Origin of the sequence: Rossellomorea vietnamensis (assembly GCF_025398035.1) — a bacterium.
Lineage (GTDB): Bacteria > Bacillota > Bacilli > Bacillales > Bacillaceae_B > Rossellomorea > Rossellomorea vietnamensis_B.
Window position 1 is genome coordinate 353,395 of record NZ_CP104558.1, and the last position, 14,756, is coordinate 368,150.

General features: G+C 41.6%; 14 protein-coding genes. 11 read left to right on the top strand and 3 right to left on the bottom strand.

What is annotated here, in order from left to right; all coding sequences use genetic code 11:
• Positions 1 to 367: 367 nt before the first annotated feature.
• Both N5C46_RS01950 and N5C46_RS01955 read left to right on the top strand, forming a co-directional pair.
• On the top strand, positions 368 to 1,045 hold the full coding sequence (locus N5C46_RS01950; protein WP_261750697.1) for a response regulator transcription factor: 678 nt from the start codon (positions 368 to 370) through the stop codon (positions 1,043 to 1,045).
• Positions 1,042 to 2,451 carry a HAMP domain-containing sensor histidine kinase gene (locus N5C46_RS01955; RefSeq protein ID WP_261750698.1) on the top strand — a complete coding sequence of 470 codons (1,410 nt, stop codon included), beginning with the start codon at positions 1,042 to 1,044 and terminating at the stop codon, positions 2,449 to 2,451. The genes N5C46_RS01950 and N5C46_RS01955 overlap by 4 nt, the downstream gene beginning before the upstream one ends.
• Before the next feature lie 13 nt (positions 2,452 to 2,464).
• On the opposite strand, the gene N5C46_RS01960 is transcribed toward N5C46_RS01955, so the two are convergent.
• Positions 2,465 to 2,977, bottom strand: coding sequence for an Hsp20/alpha crystallin family protein (locus tag N5C46_RS01960; protein ID WP_261750699.1), 513 nt, complete (start codon positions 2,975 to 2,977; stop codon positions 2,465 to 2,467).
• Between the two features lie 551 nt (positions 2,978 to 3,528).
• Here N5C46_RS01960 and N5C46_RS01965 point away from each other — a divergent pair.
• The 3 genes from N5C46_RS01965 (at position 3,529) to N5C46_RS01975 (ending at position 7,939) form a co-directional block, all read left to right on the top strand.
• Positions 3,529 to 6,375, top strand: coding sequence for a 2-oxoglutarate dehydrogenase E1 component (locus N5C46_RS01965; protein ID WP_261750700.1), 2,847 nt, complete (start codon positions 3,529 to 3,531; stop codon positions 6,373 to 6,375).
• A 19-nt stretch (positions 6,376 to 6,394) separates the two neighbouring features.
• Positions 6,395 to 7,627, top strand: a complete 1,233-nt coding sequence (odhB, locus tag N5C46_RS01970; RefSeq protein ID WP_261750701.1) for a 2-oxoglutarate dehydrogenase complex dihydrolipoyllysine-residue succinyltransferase — start codon at positions 6,395 to 6,397, stop codon at positions 7,625 to 7,627.
• 174 nt (positions 7,628 to 7,801) lie between these two features.
• The gene (locus N5C46_RS01975) at positions 7,802 to 7,939 is read left to right on the top strand and encodes a hypothetical protein (RefSeq protein WP_261750702.1); all 138 of its coding nucleotides are present in this window, start codon (positions 7,802 to 7,804) and stop codon (positions 7,937 to 7,939) included.
• A gap of 69 nt (positions 7,940 to 8,008) precedes the next feature.
• Here the strand turns inward: N5C46_RS01975 and sda are convergent, their stop codons facing one another.
• The gene (gene sda / locus N5C46_RS01980) at positions 8,009 to 8,143 is read right to left on the bottom strand and encodes a sporulation histidine kinase inhibitor Sda (RefSeq protein WP_034758885.1); all 135 of its coding nucleotides are present in this window, start codon (positions 8,141 to 8,143) and stop codon (positions 8,009 to 8,011) included.
• A gap of 373 nt (positions 8,144 to 8,516) precedes the next feature.
• Here sda and N5C46_RS01985 point away from each other — a divergent pair, with 373 nt between their 5' ends.
• The 3 genes from N5C46_RS01985 (at position 8,517) to N5C46_RS01995 (ending at position 11,963) form a co-directional block, all read left to right on the top strand.
• Entirely contained in the window at positions 8,517 to 10,151 is a 1,635-nt protein-coding gene (locus tag N5C46_RS01985; RefSeq protein WP_261752255.1) for an AMP-binding protein, read from the top strand.
• A gap of 192 nt (positions 10,152 to 10,343) precedes the next feature.
• A complete protein-coding gene (locus N5C46_RS01990; RefSeq protein ID WP_261750703.1) occupies positions 10,344 to 11,219 on the top strand; it encodes a gamma-glutamylcyclotransferase family protein in 876 nt (291 codons plus the stop codon).
• A 117-nt stretch (positions 11,220 to 11,336) separates the two neighbouring features.
• Positions 11,337 to 11,963, top strand: a complete 627-nt coding sequence (locus tag N5C46_RS01995) for a DedA family protein (RefSeq protein WP_261750704.1) — start codon at positions 11,337 to 11,339, stop codon at positions 11,961 to 11,963.
• 25 nt (positions 11,964 to 11,988) lie between these two features.
• Here the strand turns inward: N5C46_RS01995 and N5C46_RS02000 are convergent, their stop codons facing one another.
• The gene (locus N5C46_RS02000; RefSeq protein ID WP_261750705.1) at positions 11,989 to 12,318 is read right to left on the bottom strand and encodes a hypothetical protein; all 330 of its coding nucleotides are present in this window, start codon (positions 12,316 to 12,318) and stop codon (positions 11,989 to 11,991) included.
• 209 nt (positions 12,319 to 12,527) lie between these two features.
• Here N5C46_RS02000 and N5C46_RS02005 point away from each other — a divergent pair, with 209 nt between their 5' ends.
• The 3 genes from N5C46_RS02005 (at position 12,528) to N5C46_RS02015 (ending at position 14,755) form a co-directional block, all read left to right on the top strand.
• The gene (locus tag N5C46_RS02005) at positions 12,528 to 12,731 is read left to right on the top strand and encodes a DUF6501 family protein (protein ID WP_079531868.1); all 204 of its coding nucleotides are present in this window, start codon (positions 12,528 to 12,530) and stop codon (positions 12,729 to 12,731) included.
• Positions 12,732 to 12,835: 104 nt separating this feature from the next.
• On the top strand, positions 12,836 to 13,741 hold the full coding sequence (locus N5C46_RS02010; RefSeq protein WP_261750706.1) for a GNAT family N-acetyltransferase: 906 nt from the start codon (positions 12,836 to 12,838) through the stop codon (positions 13,739 to 13,741).
• 132 nt (positions 13,742 to 13,873) lie between these two features.
• The gene (locus N5C46_RS02015; RefSeq protein ID WP_261750707.1) at positions 13,874 to 14,755 is read left to right on the top strand and encodes an ATP-binding protein; all 882 of its coding nucleotides are present in this window, start codon (positions 13,874 to 13,876) and stop codon (positions 14,753 to 14,755) included.
• The last annotated feature ends 1 nt before the right edge of the window (position 14,756 follow it).

The following is a 14,756-nucleotide window of genomic DNA, read 5'->3' on the forward strand; positions in this document are numbered from 1 at the left end:
CCCTTTTGCTTCTCAACTATGTTTATGGATATATCTACCACATTATGAAGAGAATGAAACATGATCAGGATCAACAAACCGAATAATGCAGATGATTATAATATGATTATGTAAATTGATTCATCTCTTAATGAAAACTCACCTTTTTCTCATTTTATTTTAATGATGGAGGAGCAGAATGAAAGTAGTGATAAAAGGGAGGTTAGAACCATGTGGATTCGAATTATTCCTATTTTATTTTTCAGCTTTACAGCGTTAACATTAATGACGTATCAAGGCATTGAAATATTCCATGCCTTAAACGATTTTATTTTCAACAAAAGTAAATTAAAATAAAGGGTATTAAAGATTTAGAGCAGGTGATTGTGTGAAAAGAATCTTGGTCATTGAAGATGAAAAGAATCTCTCCCGATTCATCGAATTGGAATTGAAATACGAAGGGTACGAAGTCGGCCTGGCCTATGATGGGAGAGATGGCCTGGATCAAGCCCTTAACGAAGAATGGGACATCATCCTCCTGGATCTGATGCTTCCCGGCTTAAATGGATTGGAAGTGTGCAGAAGAGTCAGGCAGGTCAAAGCCATCCCCATCCTGATGATTACGGCAAGGGATAGCGTGATGGACCGGGTATCGGGGCTTGACAGCGGGGCGGATGATTATATCGTCAAACCCTTTGCCATTGAAGAGTTGTTAGCAAGGCTAAGGGCTGTGTTCAGGCGCGCCGTAAAAGAGGATGCCGCTCAACAGACCTCGTTTCATTTTCGGGATCTCATCGTATACAAGGAGTCCAGGCAAGTTTTTAAGCTTGAAGATGAAATTGACGTGACCAAACGGGAGTATGACCTTCTACTTGCTTTTTTAGAGAACAAGAATATTGTGCTGACCCGTGAAGTCCTCCTCAATAAAGTTTGGGGATACGATACGGAAGTGGAAACGAATGTTGTGGACGTATACGTAAGGTACTTAAGGAATAAAATAGATTCCCCAGGCGAAGAAAGTTATATCCAGACCGTACGTGGGACCGGATATGTGATGAGGACATGAATACATTCATCAATCGACTTAAGCCTTCTTCCCTTAAGGTGAAGTGGGCATTTGCAGCCGGGTCAGCCATATTCCTTGCCTTTTTTTTGTTCAGTTTTTTTCAATATCACGCCATTAATAAATGGATGCTTGATGAAGAAGAAAGTAACTTTGGCCGGGTATTGGATGAAATTACTGTCTTCTTTAAACAGAGAGGGAACGATATAAAGCTTCAGGACATATATGATAGCCGGGACCTAATGAAACAAATAGCCGAAAAAGACCAGACGATACGGATATTGGATCGTCAAGGGGAACAGGTATTGGAAATCAGGGGAGAAAATGAGTCTGCCTTCTATGTGCCATTTCAACCTGTGAATGATAAATCTGTGGAACTCATAGAATCAGAAGGCAAGAAAATGCTCATTGGGCGTTCACCCATCAAATCGACCCGATTTAATGGTTATGTAGAAATCATACAGCCATTGAACCGGTATGAAAACATCATGAAGAATCTTTTTTGGATGATGACCATCACGGGCATCCTGGCTCTATTGATCAGTGCTGTTATTGGGTATTCGATGGCGAAAAGCTTTGTCCGTCCATTGAATAAACTTTCTGAAACAATGAGATCCATCGAAAGAAAAGGATTTCACGAAAGAGTGGAGATTGTAAAGGCCCATGATGAAATCAGTGACTTATCCCAAATTTTCAATAAAATGATGAGTCAGATTGAAAAATCGTTTCAACAGCAGCAGCAATTTGTGGAAGATGCTTCACATGAATTGAGAACCCCCATTCAGGTACTTGAAGGGCATCTTGCATTATTGAATCGTTGGGGGAAAAAGGATCCGACCATACTGGAGGAGTCTTTACAAGTATCCTTAGATGAACTTGAGAGAGTAAAACGCCTTGTAGGGGAATTGCTGGAGCTTTCCAGAGCGGACAGGGAAAAATTCGATTTGGAAAACGCCAGGGCAAATGTACAGAAAGTAGTGGATAAAGTGATGAGGGATTTTAGGTTCCTTCATCAGGAATACACTTTTTCTTGTTTTGATGATTTAAACCACGAAGCGTTGGTAACCATTATGCCGAGGCACCTGGAGCAGATCATGATCATCCTGTTGGATAATGCCGTGAAATACTCTGATGAGCATTCCACTATTGAAGTGAAGCTAATGGACTCTCAGGAAGACATTATCATAGAAGTTAAGGATGAGGGGATCGGTATTCCTGAGGAAGATCTTCCGAAAATCTTTGACCGCTTTTATCGCGTGGATAAAGCAAGAAGCCGCGAGAAAGGTGGATATGGACTGGGCTTGGCCATCGCTTCGAAGCTGGTCCAAAACTATGACGGTGAGATTATGGCCATTGGAAACCATCCTCATGGGACCATCATTCGACTGGCCCTTAAACAAATCCATTGAATTTACAGACGTCTCAATATTTTTCTGAGACGTCTATTTCTGTGTACTGCATGTCAATGCTTTTAGGGATTTTCAGTTCCAGGATTCCGTCTTTGTATTGAGCAACAGCGCCTTTTTTCTTTACCAGACAAGGGAGGGTGATCACTTGTCTTTCGTCGCAGCCGGGTATATTTTCTATGATTGCCTGATTTGACGTGTGAAAAATCTTGAGGTGCTTCATCCATTCCTCATTCGGTACTTGGAAACGGATATAGATATCTTCAAAGGTTTCGAACACATTGGTAGGGATCGCTGAATTGGACCTGGGTGCTTCCTCGCGTTGTGTTTGCTGCCCCTGGTTGCCCATCGGATTCATAAAGGATTGTGCCCCATTCATCATATCATTCGGATTCATCATGCTGTCCCACCCGCCAGGGAACATCTTCTTCATCATACCTTGAATATAGTTATCCATATCTTTGGGGTTCATTTGATTCATTTGATCTTTCATGTTTTTATTGAAAGGGAATAAACTCCATGGGAACATGTGAACCACCTCACTTTAAACATAATAAATAGCCCCTTTGTTTCCTTCTGGTTCTATCCTATGCATTGGATGGGCGATGAGTTCATTTCAGGAATTGCAAGAGGAAGGTTAGAATGAAAAATCTTTATCTATGACTCTGTTAACATAGACTTAACAAAAAATCGTGGAAAATAACAAAAAATATTTGGTTTTTTTAGGTAACAGTAGTAAGATGGTTTATGAAAAAAGTACCCTGTCATAGGGATACAAGAAGGTGAAAGAGAAAGCGCTTAATAAAATATTATTTCAGAATAGTCGTTATACAGAAAGGTTTTCAAGTATTTTATTATGGGAATATAAGTAATATCCCCATAAGAAGTACGGAAAACAAAATTTTAAGAAATTTGTTATAAAGACTTTATCTTACTACTGCACAGTGATAAAATGTCCTTGTAAGCGTTTTTATGTATTAAAAATTACTATTCTTGCATAATGAATACCGTTGATTGAATTGTAAGAATACATGATACCCAAATTATACTAACTGGCAAAATAGTTGGAGGTTTTTCACAATGAAAAAGCAATCTGCAAAAGGGGAACCGTGGCAATCGTTTTACGGACCAAACCTTGGTTATGTAATGGAGGTTTATGAACAATTCCTTGAAGATCCAACGGAAGTGGATCCTGAACTGAAGGAATTATTCGAACAATGGGGGCCTCCCACCGTTGAAGACGTAAAGGTGATCGCGAGCGCACAGCACGGTGATTCATCGTTTACACTACCTGAACAGCCTACTGCCTTGAGTAAAATGGTGGCTGCGGTTAAATTAGCAGATAATATTCGTACATATGGTCACTTAGCTGCGGATATTAATCCCCTGAATGACCGGAATAAGGATACAAGAAGAATTGAACTTTCTGAGTTTAATCTAACAGAAGAAGATTTAAAACAGATACCTGTCGATTTCCTATGTCCGAATGCACCTTCTCATATTAAAGACGGTCTTCAGGCGATTCAGCACTTAAGACAGGTTTACACAAATAAGCTGGCATTCGAATATGCTCATGTTCATGAGCTTGAAGAGAAAAATTGGTTAAGGGAAAAGATCGAGTCTGAATCCTATTTCACCCCGCTTTCTAAAGAGAAGAAAATGGCGTTATTGAAACGTCTTGCCCAAGTGGACGGATTTGAAAAATATGTTCATCGTACCTTTGTTGGTCAAAAGCGCTTCTCAATTGAAGGTTTGGACACGATGGTTCCATTACTGGACGAGATGGTTCGTTATTCCGTTGAATCAGGTGCTAAGACCGTCAATATCGGAATGGCTCATCGAGGACGCCTGAATGTCCTGGCACATGTCATCGGTAAACCATACGAAATGATTTTTGCAGAATTCCAACACGCTCCGAGTAAGGACTTGATTCCTTCTGAAGGATCGATCGGCATCACATTTGGATGGACGGGAGACGTTAAGTACCATTTGGGGGCAGACCGTGAGATCTCTCCTCAGCAGTCACCGACAGCCCGTGCACGGGTGACGCTTGCCAACAACCCGAGTCACTTGGAAGTTGTCAGCCCGATCGTTGCAGGCTACACACGTGCAGCGCAGGAAGTCCGTGAAGATAAAGGTTACCCTGAGCAGTCCCCTGAAGCATCATATGCCGTCATGATACATGGAGATGCTGCCTTCCCGGGTCAGGGTGTCGTAGCCGAAACGTTAAATATGAGTCAACTGCGCGGATACAATACAGGGGGATCCATTCATCTGATCGCCAACAACATGATAGGATTCACGACTGAAAGCCGTGATTCACGTTCAACTAAGTATGCATCAGATACGGCCAAGGGCTTTGAAGTGCCGATTGTGCATGTCAATGCGGATGATCCCGAAGCATGTCTTGCTGCAGCAGTCCTTGCCTATGAATATCGTAAAACATTCGGTAAAGACTTTGTCATTGATTTAATTGGCTACAGACGTTTTGGTCATAATGAAATGGACGAACCGATGGTAACGAATCCATTGATGTACTCAGTCATTCAGAATCATCCGAATGTTAAGAAGATGTACGCTGACAAGCTCATCTCAGAAGGTATCGTAACATCTGCAGATGTAGAAAAGATGGATTCCGAAATCGAGGAAGAATTAAAAGCAGCCTATAATAAAGTACCGGCTAAAGACGATGATCCAGATACGGTTCTTGCTCCACCTGAAGACGTGGCGAATGGACTTCCTGAAATCAATACAAGCGTCGATTTCGATAAGCTGGAAGGGTTAAACAGCGAACTGCTTCAATGGCCAGAAGGCTTCAATGTGTTCAAGAAATTAGATCGCATCCTGAAAAGACGCAGCCAGGTATTCGAAGGAAAAGGGAAAATTGATTGGGCGCATGCCGAGACATTGGCTTTTGCTTCCATCCTTAAAGATGGAACGCCAATCCGTCTGACCGGACAGGACTCTGAAAGGGGAACATTTGCTCAACGTCACCTGGTACTCCATGATGAGAAGTCAGGTGAAGAATATATTCCATTACACAATCTGAAAGAAAGCCATGCGTCATTCGTCGTCCATAACAGTCCTCTAACCGAAACAGCCGTAGTTGGTTACGAGTATGGATACAATGTTTTTGCACCTGAAACCCTTGTTCTATGGGAAGCTCAATTCGGTGATTTCTCGAATATGGCACAAGTGATGTTTGATCAGTTCATCTCAGCAGGTCGCGCGAAATGGGGTCAAAAAACAGGTCTTGTCATGCTTCTGCCACATGGTTATGAAGGACAGGGTCCTGAACACTCCAGCGCCCGTCTGGAGCGCTTCTTACAGCTTGGCGGGGAATATAACTGGACAGTCGCCAACTGTTCAACAGCGGGTCAATACTTCCATATCCTAAGACGTCAAGCCGCTATCTTACAAAAAGAAGAAGTAAGGCCGCTTGTCATCATGACTCCAAAAAGCCTGCTGAGAAATCAGTTTGCAGCTGTCACGGCAGAAGAATTAGCCAATGGGGAATTTCATTCAGTCCTCGAGCAAAAGGGTCTTGGGGAAAGCCCGGATGCTGTAGAAAGAGTTGTGTTATGCAGCGGCAAGATTGCGATTGATGTAGAAGAGAAGCTTCAGGATCTCGATGATAAAGACTGGTTGCACGTTCTAAGGGTGGAAGAAATCTATCCTTTCCCTAAAGGGGATATTACAACCATCTTAGAAAGGTATCCAAACCTTAAAGAATTGGTCTGGATCCAGGAGGAACCTAAGAATATGGGAGCATGGACATTTGCGGAACCAAGACTCCGTGACATTGCCCCTCAGGGTGTCGATGTGCATTATATCGGGCGTCGCAGACGTTCCAGCCCATCCGAAGGCGAACCAACTGTACACAAAAAAGAACAATCAAGGATCATAAACGAAGCGTTAACCCGATAAGAAAGAGGAGGACATCACAGTGGCAGAAATTAAAGTTCCAGAATTAGCAGAATCAATAACAGAAGGTACGATTGCACAATGGCTGAAGCAGCCAGGGGATTATGTTGAAAAAGGCGAATATATCGTCGAGCTTGAAACCGATAAAGTAAACGTGGAAGTCATTTCAGAAGAAGCCGGTACAATCCAGGAGCTTAAAGCTGATGAAGGCGATACGGTTGAAGTTGGACAAGTGATTGCCATTGTAGGTGCAGGCGGAGAAGCCAATGCCACTCCTGAAGCAAAGGAAGAAGCTCCCAAGAAGGAAGAGAAGACGGAAGAAGCACCTGTTGAAGAAACACCAGTCAAAGACGAGAAAAAGAATCGTCCGATCGCTTCTCCGGCAGCACGCAAGTTAGCTCGTGAGAAAGGCATCGATCTGTCCGATGTTCCAACAGATCCACTTGGACGTGTTCGTAAACAGGACATAGAAGCCTATAGCAATAAACCGGCAGAAGCTCCTTCTAAGCCTTCTGCACAGGAGAAGAAGGCTCCAGCTAAGAAAGATGATGGAAAGCCAGTGGTACGTGAGAAAATGTCCCGCCGACGTCAAACCATCGCGAAACGATTAGTCGAGGTTCAGCAGACAGCTGCCATGCTGACGACATTCAATGAAATTGATATGAGTAAAGTCATGGAGTTACGGAAACGCAAGAAGGACAAATTCTTTGATGACCATGATGTAAGACTTGGTTTCATGAGTTTCTTTACAAAAGCAGTGGTAGCGGCACTTAAGAAATTCCCTTATGTAAACGCAGAAATCGATGGGGATGAAATCGTCCTTAAGAAGTTCTACGATGTCGGCGTAGCCGTATCCACGGATGATGGATTGGTTGTACCTGTCGTACGCGACTGTGAACGAAAGAATTTTGCAGAAATTGAAGGGGAAATCATGGAACTGGCTACCAAGGCCAGAAACAATAAGTTATCCCTTGGAGACCTGCAAGGTGGGTCATTCACCATTACAAATGGTGGGGTATTCGGCTCATTACTTTCCACTCCGATCTTAAATGGACCACAGGTTGGAATTCTGGGAATGCATAAAATCCAACTTCGTCCTGTAGCCATTGATAAGGACACAATGGAGAATCGTCCGATGATGTACATTGCTTTATCATATGATCATAGAATCATTGATGGAAAAGAAGCGGTTGGATTCCTGGCAATGGTTAAAGACTTACTTGAAAACCCTGAAGATTTACTTCTTGAAGGGTAAACCACTCTGATTGAATAGTGATAGATGAATGTTTGGCTGATTCATATGACCCCTGGTGGTATATGAATCAGCTTTTTTTTTCACATATTTTAACCAAGCGCATAAAATGTGGTTAAATAAAATAAAGTTTCCGTAAGGAAAATTGTGGACAACAACCGGAGAGGGTGGGGGGAAATGAACGCTTATCACTCAAAAAAAGTGCTTCAGTATTCTTATTTATTTCATAAGATCGGACTTCTGGATCATGATCAATTTAAGCAAATAGAGGAATACCATGGAATAAAAGTCATGAAAAAAGACAGACTCAAATGAACGTGAGTCTGTCATCAATATCTCAGGGGGTGAGATTAATTGTTTTTAATTTTTTGTTTATTTACAACGTCAAGATTTCCTAAAAGGTTTCAATCCACGGTTACGAATTTCTTTCTTAAGAAGCGATATCCAGTCTTGATCATTCCCTTGTTTCTCAGCATCACGATAAGCTGCCACCAACTGTTCATTACTTAAGATTTTCATGACCAACCTCCCAGGAAATGTATAAAATATAGAATTTTCTATATTTTCTATTTATTCTACAGAGAAAACATCCATTTGAAAAGTGTTTTTTCATAAATTCCTTCTAAAGTTGTATTTTTAGTTGTTTTGTTGAATTTGGTTTAAAGAAAGCGCTTTTTGTCTTATGAGACCAAAGAGGAATTGTTGAATTTTGTCGACAGTGTGATACCGGACTATTTAACCTATATTAGAGGTATGAGGTAATTAGTTTGAAAATTTAAATTTTTGTGATAATATACACGCATAAGGAACTGAAATGTCACCTCTTGAATCACTTACGGAAGGTTCCTATTTATACAGGGTCATACCAAAGGGGGAATATCATTTGTCAGAGATTTTACACACTACAGTAGGGGATCTTCTCGAAGAAAAAGCACGCATTCAGCCGGACATTGAAGCGGTCGTCTATGCTGACAGAGGGTTAAGATGGTCCTATCATGAATTTAACCAATTATGCAGACAGGCCGCAAAAGGCTTTATGAAACTTGGCATCAATAAAGGGGATCATATCGCCATTTGGGCATCAAACACACCTGAATGGTTAGTGAGCCAGTTCTCCACGGGTAAAATGGGTGCCGTACTGGTCACAGTGAACACAAACTATCGAAGTGCTGAATTAGAATATTTACTAAGACAATCAGACAGTCAGACGATTATTTTGATGGAAGAATTCAGAGGTGCGTCATATATTGATATGCTCTATGAAATCTGTCCGGAATTGAAATCTTCTGAGCCTGGAGAACTAAAAAGTGCCAAACTGCCTTTCTTGAAAAATGTGATTGTTCTAGGGGATAATTCCTATCCGGGTACATATAGCTGGGAGGACATTATGGAGAAAGGGAAGGAAGTGGAAGAGAATGATCTTGACGAAAGACTTTCCAGCCTATCCCCTCATGATGTCATCAATATGCAATATACGTCAGGGACGACAGGGTTTCCGAAAGGGGTCATGCTCACTCATTCCAATATCGTAAATAACGGGTATAATATCGCCGGATGCATGAGACTCGGCAATGAAGATCGTTTGTGCATTCCAGTTCCATTCTTTCATTGCTTCGGGTGCGTGCTGGGGGTCCTTGCTTGTGTTTCTGTAGGAGCCACAATGGTCCCCTTACAGGAATTCGATCCCCGTCTGGTCTTGAAAACGGTCCAGGATGAAAAGTGCACAGGCCTTCATGGAGTTCCTACCATGTTCATTTCCGAGTTGAATCTCCCGGATTTCGATCAATATGACCTATCCCATCTTCGCACAGGTATCATGGCAGGCAGTAATTGTCCGATTGAAGTGATGAAAGGTGTCATGGACAAAATGGGAGCAGATGAGATTACGATTGCCTATGGGCAGACAGAGTCATCTCCCGTGATCACCCAGACACGTACCCATGATCCGATTGAATTAAAGGTCGAAACCGTTGGGAAATCACTGCCTAATGTCGAAGTGAAAATTGTGGAGCCCGGTTCAAATCGGGAAATCCCTTGTGGAGTCCAGGGAGAATTGTGTACCCGTGGATACCATGTCATGAAAGGGTACTATAAGAATGAAGAAGCGACAAGGCTTGCCATTGACGATGAAGGATGGCTTCATACGGGTGATTTAGCCGTCATGGATGAACATGGTTATTGCAGGATTACAGGTAGATTAAAAGATATGATCATTCGAGGTGGTGAGAATATTTATCCGAGAGAGATTGAAGAATTTCTTTATTCCCATCCTAAGGTCTTGGATGTACAGGTCATTGGGATTCCAGATGAGGTTTATGGTGAAGAGGTCATGGCCTGGATCATATTGAAGGAAGGACAAACTGCGACCTCTGAAGAGATCAGGGAGTATTGCACCGGAAAGATTTCACGGCATAAAATCCCAAGATATATCGAATTTACTGATGCTTACCCGATGACTGCTTCCGGAAAAATCCAAAAGTTCCGATTAAGGGAGCAGGCAAAGCAAACCGCCATCCCAAAAAAGTAAATGAAAAATTGAAAGCGTTTCCTCTTAAAGGACATCTCTACCGTTATGGTGGAAATGTCCTTTTTTATGATTATTTGTATAATGAAAGCAGAGGATACTGAAATTTCAAAGGTCATTTGATAAAATATAAGAAAGCCAGTTTAGTTGATTAACTGTAATGAAGTTATGTTAACAAGAGAAAGGGGTAATATGGTGTACGTTTTTGTCTATGGTACGTTAAGAAGACACGAAAGTAATCACTCCTTATTAAAGGATGCTTCATTGGTCAGGGAACAAGCCTGGGTAGAAGGAATACTGTATGAAACGAATAAAGGTTATCCAGCCCTGAAAGAAGGCAATGGAACAGCCTATGGCGAAATATATAAGATCGACTCCGACATCTTATTGAAGATCGATGAGCTTGAGGATTTTCTGGAAGATCGTGCAGAGAACCTATTTACCCGCAAACTTAAAGAAGTGGGAACAGACACCGGAACCCGGGAAGCGTTTGTCTATTATTCCGAAGACAAAGCATTATTTCAAGCAGAAATTCCCTCTGGAGATTGGAAGGTGCATCAATTTCTTAAGAGAAAACCAGAAAGTACACTTTATTTCGCATACGGATCCTGTATGGATGATGATCGATTTAAGAAAGCACGGGTGGACCACCATTTCAAGGATTGCCTTGGATCGGGTGTGTTGGAAGGATATACGATGAAGTATCTCTTTCAGGTACATGATGGAGGCCGTGGAGATATCATTGAAGATGGAGGGACGATGGAAGGGGTTGTATATGATATTCCCAAAGAGGCTGTAGAGTACCTGTTTACAAGGGAGGGGGTCACTCCGGGTTGGTACAGGGCGGCTTTCATCGACATACTGATAAACGGTAAAACGTATGAGGATGTACTGACCTTTATCGTAAAGGTGAAATACGATGAAACATGTCCTCCCGATCATTACGCCAGGGAAATCCTCAGGGGAAGCCTTCCACATGTAAGTCGGTCTTATCATGAAAAACTACAAAAACAGTTATTGGAAATAGGTATGACGAAAGATCAAGTGAAGAACCTCCTGGAGTCGATTTAAAGGTCGGGACGCTTCATGAATCAGAAGTGGTTTTCATCTTAAGCTGCTAGGGTATTTAATAAGTACAGCTAGGTCCGTGGGGAAACACAGATTGCTTTGTGTGAAAAGAGGTGTGTGATGGACTTTTTACTTCAATTGGTTGATCAATTTGGTTATATTGCCATGTTCCTATTCAGTTGGGTCGTTTTTGTAGGTTTACCGGTACCAAACGAACTGGCTGCCGCATTAGCCGGGTATCTTTCTGAATGGAGACATTTTAATCCGTACACCTCTTTTTTCTTTATGTATAGTGGATTAGTCTCTTATGGAATTTTTGCCTTCATGAATGGACGATATTTTGGCACTAAGCTAACATCCCGGATGAGGAATGGGAACAGATCCAAAAAGCTCATTGAAAACGGAGAAGCCTGGCTGAACAAATTTGGTCCATTGGCCATTTCATTCAGCTATTTTATACCCGGTATCAGGTTAGTCATGCCATATATTGCAGGGACAACAAGAGGGATCACCTTCATGAAGTATCTTCTTTATGCCCTTCCATCAGCTTTCGTATGGGGAATCGTCTATTTTCAGATTGGACGGTACTTCCCTAAGAGCTTTCAGGTGCTGTTAGAGGAAATAAGCCTAAAAGCAGGGATCATTTTTGTCATTCTTTTTGTTACACTGATTATTTACGGACTCTTCCTCACTATGAAAAAAAGCAACAGTACAGCAAAGTGGAAAAAAGTAAGGTATCGGAAATAATAAAAGACTGATGGAGGTATTGTCATCAGCCCTGTTCATCTATCATGATCGTGAAATACTTTCCAAATATCCCTATCGCTTTAACCGTGGTTCTGGAACCGTTCTCATCCTCATAGATTTTGCCGATTGTGTTAAACAGCAAGTACCCATTCTTAATATTTGATCCCGTTTCAATCAGGGTCGTATAGGAATTCCCCTCCATTTTTTTGGTGCAGGTTATGGAAGCGTGGCATTCGATATCGTATTCATTTAATAGCCAAGAGTAAAACTGTTCTTCATTCGGCCGGTGCGTGCTCATATAAAATAGCAGAAGGATGGAGAAAATCATCCCTATTCTGATTAATCCTTTTTTCACGAATATCGAACCTCTCCCAATATGTTATCTCCTATAATATACCATATAAAAATTGTCCGATGTGTCAAAATCCTTAAAAAGTCGACAAAAAACTTTATAATGAGCGCTTGATATCGGTTCAGCCGAATTCCGGCTTAGATAGTAGTTGAACTAATGAGCCTGTAAGAATATACTAGTAGCATAGTTCCATTGAAAAGGAGGTTATCGACATGATCCATAAAACTTGGACGGAGAATCATTCAAATAAAAAAATAAAGTGTGTACATACGGACGCAAAGAAATACACAGTTGCGAATGTCCTTACAGTTGGAAAAGAATATGAAGTGAAAAACGAATCAGAAGAATACTACTTCGTCATAGATGAAAGTGGCAAAATGGGAGGATTCTACAAAGAATACTTCGAAGAGGTCTAAACCATCCTCCAGCTGATTTTTTCCTGAACGGAAGAAATCAGCTTTTTTCATGTAAATTTATCGTTCAACGTGCTTGAAAATCGGGATGGATGGGGAGACGAGAAATGAAGAAATCTTTTAGTAAACGGGTGGTTACTCTACAGGACATGTCATCACTGAAAGAATTATTTATGAACTATGAACTGAAGGCATTTGGAGAAAGGCAAACGAGCGAAGAAGAAATACAAGAGATGGTGGGATCGATTCCGGAAACGGATCGCATAGGTCTTTGGCATAATGGGGAATTGGCTGCCCTCTCCATTTTGACTGAAAAAGATCATCGCCTCCCCTCTTTAATTCTTGCTAACCCAAATGAACATATGGATCACTATATAAAAGAGATGGTAAAAGAATTACTATCATCCGCTAGAACCCGGAAAATGATGAAAGGTGAAAACAAAACGATCATCTTATCCGCAAATCTTGAAGTAGAGAAAAAGACTCTCGAACAATGTGGGTTTACGGCAACCCGCTTCTGGTTTCAGATGAAAAAGGATCTTGAAGATTTGACGAATACCTCCATTCCTTCTTCTTATCAGATAACAAGTTTCAATCCCGATACTGAAGCTCATTGTCTTCATGAACTGTTCGAAGAGGTTTTTTCGGACCATTTTGATTATCACCCGACTGAATTGGAAGAATTCAAGAAGCGTTTTCTTCGCCCTACTTTCGATCCTACTCTTTGGTACCTATTGAAAGAAGGTGACAATCTCATAGGATTTATACTTTGTACTGTCAATGAAGAGACCAGGATGGGGGAAGTTTCTCATCTGGGAATTCAGAGAAGCTTGCGTCGCAGGGGACTTGCCCATCATTTACTTCATTACGCATTTCACCAGCTGAAAGAACGCGGGATGAAAACAGCAGCCCTATCCGTAGACAGCGACAGCTACACCGATGCCACAATTGTCTATCAAAAAGCCGGTATGTATGTCTATAGGGGATTCACCCGATATGATCTGAACATATAAAAGTTTACCACACCCGGAAAAGGGTGTTTTTTTCTTGATCTGCAGAAATAATAAATGTGTGCAGACCCTTTGCAGTGTAAGCGCTATTACATGTAGAATAACTAGTATGTGAATTGGAAAGGATGTCAAAGCATGAATTTAGAAAGACGACTACCGGAATCGGTCACTCGTATAATACATGAAAGAAAACAAGCATTTGCTGGTACTGAGAACCACTCATTGATCGGCGAAGGGGGATATACGGCAAGTGAAGATTATATCATCGAGGACAGCATCATCTCACTTTCCCTGGGGAAAAATCTTCTCCTTAAAGGACCTACGGGGTCTGGGAAAACAAAGCTGTCTGACACATTATCATCGATATTCTCTCAGCCGATGCACAGTATCAACTGCTCTGTTGATCTCGATGCAGAAGCATTATTAGGATATAAAACGATCAGCGAAAGGGATGGGAAAAATACCATCGATTTCATTGAAGGGCCTGTGATCCAAGCAATGAAAAATGGTCACCTGCTCTATATCGACGAAATCAATATGGCCAAACCTGAAACATTGCCGATTTTAAACGGTGTGTTGGACTATAGAAGAAGTATTACGAATCCATTTACAGGTGAAGTCGTGAAAGCTGCTCCCTCATTTGGTGTTGTAGCCGCTATCAATGAAGGGTATGTAGGTACGGTTCCGTTAAATGAGGCACTGAAAAATCGCTTTGTTGTCATAGACGTACCTTATATTGAAGGAGAAACGCTGAAGAGTGTCATTGAAAGTCAGAGTAAGCTTGCGGATGACAAACTCATCTCCCAATTTGTAAATTTGTCTTCGGATTTATTGATCCAGGTGAAAAATGGACAAATTTCAGAAGAAGCAGCATCGATCCGTGCTCTCCTTGATGCCTGTGACTTAGCTCTGTATCTCCCTGCCAAACGTGCGATACAGAGGGGAATTGTTGATAAGCTTGAAGATGAACGTGAGAAAGCGGCTATTATGAATATAGCAGAAACCTTATTTGAATGAG

Excerpts from the sequence above, each read along its gene's own strand:
- sda (WP_034758885.1), bottom strand. The coding sequence starts at position 8,143 with ATGAAAATCTTAAGTAATGAACAGTTGGTGGCAGCTTATCGTGATGCT.
- N5C46_RS01960 (WP_261750699.1), bottom strand. The coding sequence starts at position 2,977 with ATGTTCCCATGGAGTTTATTCCCTTTCAATAAAAACATGAAAGATCAA.
- N5C46_RS02015 (WP_261750707.1), top strand. The coding sequence starts at position 13,874 with ATGAATTTAGAAAGACGACTACCGGAATCGGTCACTCGTATAATACAT.
- N5C46_RS02005 (WP_079531868.1), top strand. The coding sequence starts at position 12,528 with ATGATCCATAAAACTTGGACGGAGAATCATTCAAATAAAAAAATAAAG.
- N5C46_RS02010 (WP_261750706.1), top strand. The coding sequence starts at position 12,836 with ATGAAGAAATCTTTTAGTAAACGGGTGGTTACTCTACAGGACATGTCA.
- N5C46_RS01975 (WP_261750702.1), top strand. The coding sequence starts at position 7,802 with ATGAACGCTTATCACTCAAAAAAAGTGCTTCAGTATTCTTATTTATTT.
- N5C46_RS01995 (WP_261750704.1), top strand. The coding sequence starts at position 11,337 with ATGGACTTTTTACTTCAATTGGTTGATCAATTTGGTTATATTGCCATG.
- N5C46_RS01965 (WP_261750700.1), top strand. The coding sequence starts at position 3,529 with ATGAAAAAGCAATCTGCAAAAGGGGAACCGTGGCAATCGTTTTACGGA.
- N5C46_RS01955 (WP_261750698.1), top strand. The coding sequence starts at position 1,042 with ATGAATACATTCATCAATCGACTTAAGCCTTCTTCCCTTAAGGTGAAG.